The 11265-nt window shown below is 74.9% G+C and carries 12 protein-coding genes; 8 read left to right on the forward strand and 4 right to left on the reverse strand.

The genetic code is table 11. The features are described 5' to 3' along the window. Nucleotides 1–1123 (forward strand): ATP-dependent helicase C-terminal domain-containing protein (locus ACFHYO_RS12485; RefSeq protein ID WP_394320788.1); only part of this gene is annotated, 1123 nt, incomplete at its 5' end. 95 nt (nucleotides 1124–1218) lie between these two features. Here the strand turns inward: ACFHYO_RS12485 and ACFHYO_RS12490 are convergent. Together ACFHYO_RS12490 and ACFHYO_RS12495 are read right to left on the reverse strand one after the other, a co-directional pair. Next, on the reverse strand, nucleotides 1219–1842 hold the full coding sequence (locus ACFHYO_RS12490; RefSeq protein WP_394320789.1) for a L,D-transpeptidase family protein: 624 nt from the start codon (nucleotides 1840–1842) through the stop codon (nucleotides 1219–1221). Further along, nucleotides 1839–3035, reverse strand: a complete 1197-nt coding sequence (locus ACFHYO_RS12495) for a MalY/PatB family protein (protein ID WP_394320791.1) — start codon at nucleotides 3033–3035, stop codon at nucleotides 1839–1841. The genes ACFHYO_RS12490 and ACFHYO_RS12495 overlap by 4 nt, the downstream gene beginning before the upstream one ends. A gap of 94 nt (nucleotides 3036–3129) precedes the next feature. Here ACFHYO_RS12495 and def (ACFHYO_RS12500) point away from each other — a divergent pair, with 94 nt between their 5' ends. The 7 genes from def (ACFHYO_RS12500) (at nucleotide 3130) to ACFHYO_RS12530 (ending at nucleotide 8147) form a co-directional block, all read left to right on the forward strand. Further along, a complete protein-coding gene (gene def, locus ACFHYO_RS12500) occupies nucleotides 3130–3648 on the forward strand; it encodes a peptide deformylase (RefSeq protein ID WP_036702847.1) in 519 nt (172 codons plus the stop codon). Continuing rightward, nucleotides 3641–4294 carry a peptide deformylase gene (locus ACFHYO_RS12505; protein WP_394320793.1) on the forward strand — a complete coding sequence of 218 codons (654 nt, stop codon included), beginning with the start codon at nucleotides 3641–3643 and terminating at the stop codon, nucleotides 4292–4294. Before def (ACFHYO_RS12500) ends, ACFHYO_RS12505 begins: the two co-directional genes overlap by 8 nt. Before the next feature lies 1 nt (nucleotide 4295). Beyond that, nucleotides 4296–4796: a peptide deformylase gene (gene def, locus ACFHYO_RS12510; protein WP_036702845.1), complete on the forward strand. Its 501-nt coding sequence runs from the start codon at nucleotides 4296–4298 to the stop codon at nucleotides 4794–4796. Continuing rightward, nucleotides 4796–5266 carry a hypothetical protein gene (locus ACFHYO_RS12515; protein ID WP_394320795.1) on the forward strand — a complete coding sequence of 157 codons (471 nt, stop codon included), beginning with the start codon at nucleotides 4796–4798 and terminating at the stop codon, nucleotides 5264–5266. The genes def (ACFHYO_RS12510) and ACFHYO_RS12515 overlap by 1 nt, the downstream gene beginning before the upstream one ends. A gap of 79 nt (nucleotides 5267–5345) precedes the next feature. After that, a complete protein-coding gene (fmt, locus tag ACFHYO_RS12520) occupies nucleotides 5346–6239 on the forward strand; it encodes a methionyl-tRNA formyltransferase (protein ID WP_394320797.1) in 894 nt (297 codons plus the stop codon). A gap of 247 nt (nucleotides 6240–6486) precedes the next feature. Continuing rightward, nucleotides 6487–7836, forward strand: a complete 1350-nt coding sequence (locus tag ACFHYO_RS12525; RefSeq protein WP_052174893.1) for an MATE family efflux transporter — start codon at nucleotides 6487–6489, stop codon at nucleotides 7834–7836. Between the two features lie 74 nt (nucleotides 7837–7910). Then, a complete protein-coding gene (locus tag ACFHYO_RS12530) occupies nucleotides 7911–8147 on the forward strand; it encodes an Lrp/AsnC family transcriptional regulator (RefSeq protein WP_036704934.1) in 237 nt (78 codons plus the stop codon). A gap of 39 nt (nucleotides 8148–8186) precedes the next feature. On the opposite strand, the gene ACFHYO_RS12535 is transcribed toward ACFHYO_RS12530, so the two are convergent. Continuing rightward, nucleotides 8187–9704 carry an aldehyde dehydrogenase (NADP(+)) gene (locus ACFHYO_RS12535; protein WP_394320799.1) on the reverse strand — a complete coding sequence of 506 codons (1518 nt, stop codon included), beginning with the start codon at nucleotides 9702–9704 and terminating at the stop codon, nucleotides 8187–8189. A 217-nt stretch (nucleotides 9705–9921) separates the two neighbouring features. Next, the coding region (locus ACFHYO_RS12540) for a penicillin-binding transpeptidase domain-containing protein (protein ID WP_394320801.1) at nucleotides 9922–11265 on the reverse strand (1344 nt) is incomplete at its 5' end.

The raw sequence follows: 11265 nt of genomic DNA on the forward strand, positions 1-11265 counted from the left end.
CGCGGCGCTGATGGCCGAGCGCGACCCGCTGCGCGGCGCGCCCGCCGACCTCGGGCTGCGGCTGGCGGCGCTGGCCGACCCGCGGGGCTACGCCGACCGCCACCCCTGGCCCGCCGACCGCCCGACACTCGAGCGCATCCGCCTCGAGGCCCGGCGGCTGCGCCGGATGGTGCCCGAGGGCCCGCCGATGTCGCCGGGCGCGATGGCCGCGCTCGCCTATCCCGACCGCATCGGCCTGCGCCGCAAGGGCGAGGCGCCGCGCTTCGTCCTCTCGGGCGGCAAGGGCGCGGTGCTGGCCGAGGGCGACCCGCTGGGCGCCGAGCGGTTGATCGTGGCGACCGACCTCGACGGAGACGCGCGCGAGGCGCGGGTGCGGGTCGGCGCGGCCTTCGACGAGGATGGGCTGCGCGCGCTCATGGGCGACCGGATCGAGACGGTCGCGCACGTCGCCTGGTCCCGGCGCGAGGGGCGGGTGCTCGCCCGGCGGCAGGATCGGCTGGGGGCACTGGTGCTGTCGGATGCGCCGCTCGACGACCCCGACCCGCGCGCGGTGGCGCAGGCGGCGCTGGACGGGCTGCGCGACCTCGGCCTGCCGTGGACCCCGGCGGCGGCGCGGCTGCGGGCGCGGATCGCGCTGGTCGAGGGGATGCCAGACGTCAGCGACTCAGCCCTCCTCGCCGACCCGGACTGGCTGCTGCCCCATCTCTCCGGGGCGCGGACGGCGGCGGCGCTGCGCGCGCTGGACCTGACCGAGCCGCTCAAGGCGCTGATCGGCTGGGACGGCCAGCGCCGGCTGGACGAGGCGGCGCCCGCCGCCTTCACCACCCCGCTCGGCCGCCGCATCCCCATCGACTACGACGCCGAGACCCCGACCATCTCGGCCCGCCTGCAAGAGCTCTTCGGCGTCACGCGCCACCCCACCGCCGGCCGCCGCCCGCTCAGGATCGAGCTCATGTCGCCGGGCGCCAAGCCCATCGCGGTGACGACCGACCTGCCCGGCTTCTGGGCCGGCGGCTACGCCGAGGTCAGGAAGGAGATGCGCGGCCGCTACCCCCGCCACCCCTGGCCCGAGGACCCCACCGCCGCCGACCCCACCCTGCGCGCCAAGCCCCGCGGGACGTGAGGGAGGCAACGCCGGGTATTTTCACCAGCAAGAAGCGTGCGAGGACAGGGCACGCCGAGCTAAATACCCACCGGCACCGCCGCCGCGCGGGCCGCTCAGGGGCGGATCTCGACCTCGGTTCCGATCTTCGTGTGGGCGAATATCTCGGCGACCTCGGGGTTGGTCACGGCGATGCAGCCCGCCGTCCAGTCCCCCTTGACGCGGTAGCCCTCGGGGACCTGGTTCGGCTGGCCGTGGATCATGATGTCGCCGCCGGGGTTCACGCCCGCCGCCCGCGCCCGCGCCCGGTCGGCGGGGCGGGGATAGTCTAGGCCGAGCGACAGGTGGAACTGGCTCTTGGGGTTCATCCGGTCGATGCGGAACACCCCCTCGGGGGTCTTGCCGTCGCCCTGCCGGGCCTTGTCGCCCTCGGGCGCGAAGCCCAGCGCGATGCGCATCACCCGCGGGTTGCCGTCCGCCTGGAAGATCGTCATCCGGCGGGCGGATTTCTCGATCAGGATGCGCTCGACGGGGCTGGTGATGTGGGGCGCGGGTTGCGGCAGCTCGATCCGCGGCGGCTTCGGCAGCGGCGGCAGCGGGACCGGGAGTGGGACCGTGGGCGGCGGCACCGGCACCGGCAGCGTCGGGGGCAGCGGCAGCGGCAGGCGCCACCCCGGACCCCACGCGCCCCAGGCCACCAGCCCGGCGGCGAGGAACAGCAGCAGTGCGAGCAGCCTCATTGCAGGTCGGCGAAGGCCTGCTGCAGCCGCGCCACCGCCTCGGCCACCCGCGCCCGGGGCGTGGCGATGTTGAACCGCAGGTGCTGCGCACCCCCGGTCCCGAAGCTCTCGCCGTGGTTGGCGGCGATCCGCGCCCCGCCCTCGACCCGGGCGCGCAGCCCCTCGGCGTCGATCCCGGTGCCCGAGAAATCCACCCACGACAGATACGTCGCCTGCAGCCTCGTCGACCGCGCCCCGGGAATCGCGGCGATCCCCGCGTCGAACACCCGCGCGTTCTCGGCCAGATAGGCCACCAGCGCGTCGATCCACGCCGCCCCCTCGGGCGAATAGGCCGCCGCCACCATCGGCGGCCCGAACAGCCCCGGCGAGATCCCCAGCGCCCCCATCCGCGCCGCATAGCGCGCCCTGAGCCCCGCGTCGGGGATGATCGCATTGCCCAGATGCGCGCCGGCGAGGTTGAAGCTCTTGGTCGCCGCGGTCAGCGTCACCAGCCGGTCGGCGATCTCGGGCGCTGCCAGCGCCGTCACCGTGTGGCGTGGGCTGCCCGGCAGCACGAGGTCATGGTGGATCTCGTCCGAGACGAGGATCAGGTCACGCGCGCGGCAGAAGGCGGCGATCTCGCGCAGCTCGTCCGCCGACCAGACCCGCCCGCCGGGGTTGTGCGGCGAGCACAGGATCAGCATCCGCTCGGCCCCGGTGAGCCGCCCCTCCCACCCGGCCCAGTCGAGCGCGTACTGCCCGTCCACCTGCGCCAGCGGCAGCTCGGTCACGCGGCGCCCGGCGGCTTTCACCACCCGCGCGAAGGCGTGATAGACCGGCGTCATCAGCACCACCGCATCCCCCGGCGCGGTATAGGCATCGACCGCGAGCGCGGTGCCGTTGACCAGACCGTGCACCGACAGGATCGCCTCGGGCGCGACCGCCCAGCCGTGCCGCGTCTCCATCCACCAGCGGATCGCGTCGAGATAGGCGCGGTTCTCGCCCGGGTAGCCATAGACGCCCGACGCCACGATCTGCTCGAGCGCGGCGCGCACCGGGGCGGGGGCGCGGAAATCCATGTCCGCCACCCACATCGCCAGCGCGTCGGGTGCGGTCAGCCCGAACACCTTGCCCATGTCGTCCCACTTGTTGCAGACCGTGCCGCGCCGCTCGATCAGCTCGTCGAAATCCGGGGTGGTGGGGGCGGGGGACATGGCGGCTCCTCATCGGTCCTGCGCGCGGGCTGGCGTGGCGCCGGGCCGACAATAGCGAGTTGTTGCGCGGCGAAAACCCTTGTAATGCGCGGGCATGACCCGCCCGATCCTGCTGTTCCCGGACCCCCGGCTCAAGAAGCCCTGCGCCCCCATCGGCCGCATCACGCCCGAGATCGAGGCGCTGGCGGACGAGATGCTGGCGACCATGTACGGCGCCCCCGGCGTCGGTCTTGCCGCCCCGCAGGTCGGCGTGCTGAGCCGGCTGTTCGTCATGGACTGCACCAAGGACCCCGACGCGCCCCGCGCGCCGGTGGTGATGGTGGACCCCGAGATCGTCTCGACCTCCGAGGCGCTCAACGTCTACGAGGAAGGCTGCCTGTCCTTCCCCGACCAGTATGCCGAGGTCACCCGCCCGGCCGAGGTGCGGATGCGCTGGACCGGGCTCGACGGCAAGCGGGTCGAGCGTGACTTCGACGGGCTGTGGGCGACCTGCGCCCAGCACGAGCTGGACCACCTCGACGGCCGGCTGTTCATCGACCACATCGGCCCGATGAAGCGCCAGCTCATCACCCGCCGCATGGCCAAGATGAAGCGCGAGCTGGCGCGTGCCTAGCGCGGCGGCCCTGCCCGACCCCGCGGCCCTCCCCGCGGCCCGCGGCCCGGCCGGGGCGGGCGCGCCGGTCCGTCCGGTGATCCCCGGCCCCGCGGCGCTGCCCTGCCCCCCGGGGCGGGTGCGGCCGGTGGTGCTCTACCCCGACTCGGTGCTGCGCACCCGCTGCCGCCCGGCGGGCGAGCTGAAGTTCCCCGAGCTCGAGGCGCTGGTCGCCGACCTCTTCGCGACGCTTTACGCCGCCGGCGGCCGCGGCCTCGCCGCGCCGCAGATCGGGGTGGCGCGGCGGGTGTTCGTCATGGACCCCGGCTGGAAGGACGGCACGCCCGCGCCGCTCGCGGTGATCGAGCCGGCGCTGACCCCCGCGGGCCGCCGCACCGCCGAGGCCGAGGAGCTGTGCCTGTCGATCCCCGGCCGCCCGGTACGGGTCCGCCGGCCGGCGCGGGTGCGGCTCGATTTCTTCGACCTCGCGGGCGTGGCGCAGTCGCTGCCGCTCGACGGGATGGCGGCGCGGATCGCCCAGCACGAGGCCGACCATCTCGACGGCGTGCTGATCCTCGACCCCCGCCCGGAGGCGGCCCCCGCCGCGCCGCCCGCAGCCCCGGCCCGCCGCCCCCGCGCGGCCGCCGGCGCATCGACGGGCGCCTGAGGTGCCGGCGCGCCCGTTCCTGCCCTACACCGACCCGCGCCTGCACCGCCCGGCCGCGCCGGTCGAGGCGGTGACCGAGTCGGTGCGGATGATCTGGGACGACATGATCGACACGATGGAGGCGATGCCGGGCGTTGGCCTCGCCGCGCCGCAGATCGGGATCATGCTGCGCCTCGCGGTGGTGGACGCCTCGTCCCGGCGGGGCGAGGCGGTGCGGATGGCCAACCCCGAGGTGCTGCACGAATCCGTGCAGCTGCGGGCGCACGAGGAAGCGTCGCCCAACCTGCCCGGCGTCTCGGCGCGGATCGAGCGGCCGCGGGCGGTGACGGTGCGGTTCCTCAACGATCAGGGCGAGGTCGAGGACCGCGATTTCGTCGGCCTGTGGGCCACCAGCGTGCAGCACCAGATCGACCACCTGAACGGCAGGCTCTACGTCGATCACCTGTCGCCGCTGCGCCGCAAGATGCTGGTGGCGCGCTCGGCCAAGCTGCGGCGCGGCTGATGGCCTATGTCCCGCTCGCCGCATCCCCCCTGCCGCTGTGGGAGAGCGGCGGCGTCCACCTCAAGCCCACGTTGCTGCGCGCCGCGGGGCGCGGGATGCCGACCCCGACCCGGCTCGGGCAGGCGCAGGCCACGGCCGCGCGGGCGCTGGCCGACGAGGGCGTGGCGGCCGGCAGCCTCGGGTTTGCGATCCTGCATCTCGGGGCGGATGCCGACTGGCTCTTGGTCGACTGGTGGGTGAACGGCGACGCGCTGGCGCAGCGGCTGTTTGCCGGGACCGCGGCGGGCGGCCCGTTCCTGCCGGTCGCGCCGCGGCCGCTGGTCGCCTGCGTGTGGGAGCTGGCGGTGATCGCCCATGAGCGCGCGGCGTGGATCGCGGCGATGATGGACGGCGACGCGGGCGGCGGCAGCGAGCGCGGGCGGGGCGCGGCGGCCTATCTGGCCGACCGGCTGCCCGAGGGGATGTGCTGAGCGCGGCCCGCGCCTGCGGCGAGCGCTGCGCGGGCGGGGCGGCCGGATTTGGGTATTTGGGCCAGAAGGAGGGGCTGCGATGCGGGTGATCTTCATGGGCACGCCGGGCTTCTCGGTCCCGGCGCTTGAGGCGGTGGCGGCGCGGCACGATGTCGTGTGCGTCTATACCCAGCCGCCGCGCGCCGCCGGGCGCGGGCAGAAGCCGCGCCCCTCGCCGGTGCAGGCGGCGGCCGAGGCGATGGGCCTGCCGGTCCGCACGCCGGCGCGGCTCAAGGCGCCCGAGGATCAGGCGGATTTCGCCGCGCTCGGGGCCGATGTGGCGGTGGTGGTGGCCTACGGGCTGATCCTGCCGCAGCCGGTGCTGGACGCGCCGCGGCTCGGCTGTCTCAACATCCACGCCTCGATCCTGCCGCGCTGGCGCGGCGCGGCGCCGATCCACCGGGCGGTGATGGCCGGGGATGCCGAGACGGGCGTGGCGATCATGCAGATGGAGGCCGGGCTCGACACCGGCCCGGTGCTGGCCGAGGCACGCACCCCGATCGGCCCCGAGGACACCACAGGCGACCTGCACGACCGGCTGGCGGACATGGGCGCTGCGCTGATCGCCGAGGTGCTGGACCGCCTGCCGCTCGACGCCGTGCCGCAGCCCGATGACGGCGTGACCTACGCCGCCAAGATCGACAAGGCCGAGGCGCGGATCGACTGGACCCGCCCGGCGGCCGAGGTGGACCGCCTGATCCGCGGCCTCTCGCCCTTCCCCGGCGCCTGGTGCGAGGTGGCCGGCGAGCGGGTGAAGCTGCTGCGCGCCCGCGTGGTGCCGGGCGAAGGGGAACCGGGCGCGGTGCTCGGCCCCCTCGTGGTCGCCTGCGGCGCGGGCGCCGTCGAGGTGCTCGAACTGCAACGCCAGGGCAAGCGCCCCCTGCCCACCGCCGAGGCACTGCGCGGGATGCCGCTGCCCGACCGGCTGGGGTGAGGGGGGCAATCTCGGCCCTGGCACCCCGCCGATTGACCCCACGGCCCCCTGACTCGTCGCATGAGCGCCACGCGGCTGGTCATGCCGCCGCTCCTTCTCCGGTCCCAACGGACCCACGCCACCTCCCCGGCGTCAGCACGCCGTTCGCATGAACCGTGCATGAACGCTGCATGAACATCACACGAACGGTGCAGCCCCCTGCGCCGGCCGCTTCCCGCCGCGGCGGAATCCCGCTACGCCCTCGGGCATGAGCCTGCGCCCCCATCTCGCCGCGACCTTCTGGCTGGGCCTGCCCCTGGTCGGCGCCCATGTCGCGCGCAACCTGTTGGGCGTGATCGATACCGTGATGGTCGGCCGCTACGGGGTCGAGCCGCTGGCGGCGCTGGTGCTCGCCACCTCGGGGTTCTTCATCCTGCTGATGCTCGGCTCGGGCTACGCGATCGGCGTCCTCGGCGTCATCGCCACCGCGCGGGCGCAGGGCGACGAGGTGCAGGTCCGCCGCGCCACCCGCATGGCGCTGTGGCTCTCGGCCGCCCACGCCGCCCTCGTTGCGCCGCTGCTGATCTGGTCGGGGCCGATCCTCGTGGCGCTCGGGCAAGAGCCGCAGATCGCCGCGCTGGCGCAGGACTGGACCCGGGTCATGGCTTGGGCGATGCCGGCCACGCTGGGCGGCATGGCGCTCAACAGCTTCCTCGCCGCGCTGGGGCGGGCCAACATGGTGCTGTGGGTCACGTTGGCAGGGCTGCCGGTGAACGCCGGGCTGAACTGGGTGCTGATCTTCGGCCACCTCGGCGCGCCCGAGCTGGGCGTGACCGGCGCCGCGCTGGCAAGCCTCGCCGTCACCTGGCTGCAGCTTGCCGCGCTGGCGTGGCTGTCGGCGCGGCTGCCCGAGGCGCGGGTGTTCCACCTGTTCCAGCGGTTCTGGCGGCCCGACCCGGCGGCGGCGCGGGCGCTGTTCGGGCTCGGCCTGCCGATCGGGCTGACGCTGGTGGCGGAAACCGGGATGTTCACCGGCACCAACGTCATGATGGGCTGGTTCGGGGCCGCGCCGCTGGCTGCGCACGGGATCGCGCTGCAGATCGCCTCGCTGACCTTCATGGTCCATCTCGGCATCTCGAACGCGGCGACGATCCGGGTCGGGACGGCGCATGGCGCGGCCGACCCCGCCGGGCTGCGGCTCGCCGCGCTCGCCGCCATCGCCATGTCGGCGGGGTTCGCGCTGATTCCGATGCTGGCGTTCCTCACCATCCCGCGGACGCTGACCGAGTTCTACCTCAACCCCGCCGACCCGCAGGCCCCGGCCATCGTGGCGCTGGCGGCGGGGCTGATGGTCTATGCGGGGCTCTTTCAGCTCGTCGATGCGATGCAGGCCATCGCGCTGGGCCTGCTGCGCGGGGTGCACGACACCCGGGTGCCGATGTGGCTGGCGGTGGTCAGCTACTGGCTGATCGGCCTGCCGTCCGGCTGGGCGCTGGCGTTCCCGCTGGGCTTCGGCCCGGCGGGGCTGTGGATGGGGCTGCTGATCGGGCTGACCTGCGCCGCGGGGCTGCTGATGGCGCGGTTCTGGCGCCGCTCGTGGGCGGCGCTGCCCGCCTGACCGGCGCCTCGGGTCTGGCCGCGCGCGCGCCCGGGCGCTAGGCTGGCCCCCATCCGCCACACCCCGAGGTCCCCATGCGCCCCGTCTTCGTCCAGTTCCGCTGCGCCCCCGGCAAGACCTATGAGGTCGCCGACGCCATCTACGACCGCGAGGTGGTGAGCGAGCTCTACTCGACCTCGGGCGACTACGACCTGATCGCCAAGATCTACATCCCCGAAGAAGAGGACGTGGGCCGCTTCCTCGCCGAGCGGCTGTTCGACATCGAGGGGATCAACCGCACCCTCACGACGATGACCTTCAAGGCCTACTGAGCTGCGGGCGCGGGGACCGGCCCCGCGCCGCGCCAGGGATCAGGCCAGATCGCCCTCGATCAGATAGTCGGGCAGGTTCTGGAAGCTGACCGGCCGCAGGAAGCGGCGGATCGACAGCGTGCCGACCGAGGTCGCGCCGAAGTTGGTCGAGGCCGGGTAGGGGCCGCCGTGGACCATCGCATCGGCGACCTCGACCCCGGTGGGGAAGCCGTTGGCGAGCACCCGCCCGGCCTTCTGCGCGAGGATCGGCAGCAGCCGGCGGGCAAGCTCGGCGTCGCCCGCGTCGGTGTGCAGCGTCGCGGTCAGCTGGCCCTCGAAGCCGCGCGCCAGCCGCTCCATCTCGTCGGCCGACTTGACCCGGATCACGAGGCCGAGCGGGCCGAACACCTCTTCCCCCAGCTGGTGCTCGGACAGGAAGGCGTCGGTCGTGGTCTCGTAGAGGTTGGGCGAGGCGTTGCGCGCAGCACTCTCGGTGGTCAGCACCGGCTGCACGGCGTTCGAGCGGTTCATCCGCTCGGCGCCCTCGCGGTAGGCCTGCGCGATGCCGTCGGTCAGCATGGTCTGCGGGCCGACCTTCTCGAGCGCCGCCTTGGCCGCGGCGACCAGTTTATCGGCGTCCGGGCCGTCGGTCACCACGGCGATGCCGGGGTTGGTGCAGAACTGACCTGCGCCCATGGTCAGCGACCCGGCCCAGCCGGTGCCGATCTCGTCCGCGCGCGCGGCAGCGGCGGCGGGCAGGACGAACATCGGGTTCACCGACCCCAGCTCGCCGAAGAACGGGATCGGCTCGGGCCGCGCGGCGCAGAGGTCGAACAGCGCCCGGCCGCCGGCGAGGCTGCCGGTGAAGCCCACCGCCTTGATCCGCGGATCGGTCACCAGCGCCTCGCCCACCTTGCGGTCGCCGCCCTGGATCAGGGCAAAGACGCCCTTGGGCATCCCGGTCGACTCGATGGCCGCCTTGACCGCCTCGGCGATGATCTCGCCCGTGCCGGGGTGGGCCGAGTGGCCCTTGACCACCACCGGGCAACCGGCGGCAAGCGCCGCCGCGGTGTCGCCGCCCGCGGTCGAGAAGGCGAGCGGGAAGTTCGAGGCGCCGAACACCGCGACCGGGCCGACGGGGATCTGCATCATCCGCAGCTCGGGGCGCGGGGCGGGCTGGCGGTCGGGCAGCGCCTTGTCGGTGCGACGGTCGAGGTAGTCGCCCTTGCGGATGTGCTCGGCGAACAGCCGCAGCTGCCCGGTGGTCCGCCCGCGCTCGCCGTTCAGGCGCGCCTCGGGCAGGCCGGATTCCTGGGTGCCGATCTCGGTGACGGCGTCGGCGCGGGCCTCGATCTCGTCGGCGATCTCCTCGAGGAAGGCCGCGCGCGCCTCGCGCGAGGTGCCGGCATAGGCGTCAAAGGCGGCGGCGGCGGCCTCGCAGGCGCGGGCGACCAGCTCGGGGCTGCCCACGGCATAGTCATGCGCCGGCCCGTGCGCGGGGGACGAGGCGAAGGTCGTCTCGCCCGCGACCCATTCGCCGCCGATCAGGTGCTTGCCGTGGGGGGTGAACTGGGCCATCGCGTCGTCTCCTCACAAAACCGATTTTCGGACCAACGCTCGGTCTGGACTGTCGACGCCTTGTCCGCAAGAGGGGTTTCGCCCCCGCGCGTGCCGCGCTCCCCCAGGGGATCTGCGTCAGAAAGAAGCCTTGGGGCGCGCCAGACCCGCCTCGGGCTGGACAGAAATATCCCCGCCGGAGGCTCCCGCGGCAGAGCCGGGCGCGCCGGTTGGGCGGTCAGCCCGAGGGCGCCACCAGATGCAGCGCGGCCCGCGCCGCCTGTCCGCCCGCGTCGATCACCGACAGCGTGCCCCAGCCGGGCGCGGCGGGCAGCACCGCCTCGGGCGCGGTCAGCCCCACGGCGAGCGGGCGGCCGTCCATCAGCACGCTGTAGGGCCCGGTCCCGCCCCTGATCCTGAGCGCGAGGCGGCCGCCCGCAAGCTCCACCTCGGCGCCGTCGGGCGGGAACAGGATCGCCAGCGCCTCGGCCGCCGGCGCCACCGGGTCGGCCGGGCGCGGGGTACCGCGCGGCTGGAAGCGGCGCAGCGCCGGGGGCAGGGCGGCGTTCGGCCCCGGCAGCGCGCCGGGCGGGGGCGGCGGCAGCGGCACGGCGCGGCCGGCCAGCGCGTCGAACATCTCGAAGAGCAACGGCGCCGCCACATCGCCGCCGAAGGCGCCGGGCACGGGCGTCCCGTCCGGGCGGCCGATCCAGACGCCGGCCACGAACCGCCCGTCCCAGCCGAGCGCGAGCGCGTCGCGGTGGCCGTAGCTGGTCCCGGTCTTCCACGCCACCCGGCCCGCAGCGCGCCCGCCCGGCGGGCTGTGGCGGGCGAGGATCTCGCCCGTCTGCCAGGCCGCGACCGGCCCCACCACCGGGGGCATGACCCGCGGCGCCTCGGGGCGGACGTGCAGCGCCACCCCGCGCCCGCCGCGCGCCAGCCCCGCGTAGGCCTGCACCAGCCCCTCGAGCGAGACGCCCCCGCCGCCCAGCACGATGGCCAGCCCCGGCGCCCCCTGCGTCGTCACCGGCGCGCCGGCCCGGCGCAGCGCCGCGGCGATGCGCGCCGGCCCCAGCGCCTCGGCCATCCGCACCACGGGAATATTCAGCGACTCGGCCAGCGCCTGCCGGATCGTCACCGTGCCGCGGAAGCGGCGGTCGAAGTTCTCGGGCTGCCAGCGCCCGAAGCTCGCCGGGCGGTCCTCGATCAGCGTCTCGGGGTGGATCAGCCCGTCGTCGAAACCCAGCGCATAGACCAGCGGCTTCAGCGTCGAGCCGGGCGAGCGCAGCGCCTGGGTCATGTCGATGAACCCGCCCGCCCGCGGGTCGGTGAACTGCGCCGCGCCGACATGGGCGAGGATCTCGCCCGTCCCGTGGTCGGCGAGGATCAGCGCCGCCGAGACCTGCGCGGGCTGGCCCGCGACCGCGCGCGCGGCCAGCCGCTCGGCCTGCCGTTGCAGGCTTGCGTCCAGCGTCGTCTCGATCCGCACCGCGCCGGGGTTGGCGCGCCGCAGCCGGTCGGCAAGCAGCGGGGCCAGCGCCGGAAAGGCGCGGCGGCGGTCGGGCAGCGGCGTGGCGCGGGC

Origin of the sequence: Paracoccus panacisoli (genome assembly GCF_042435015.1) — a bacterium.
Classification (GTDB): Bacteria; Pseudomonadota; Alphaproteobacteria; order Rhodobacterales; family Rhodobacteraceae; genus Paracoccus; species Paracoccus panacisoli.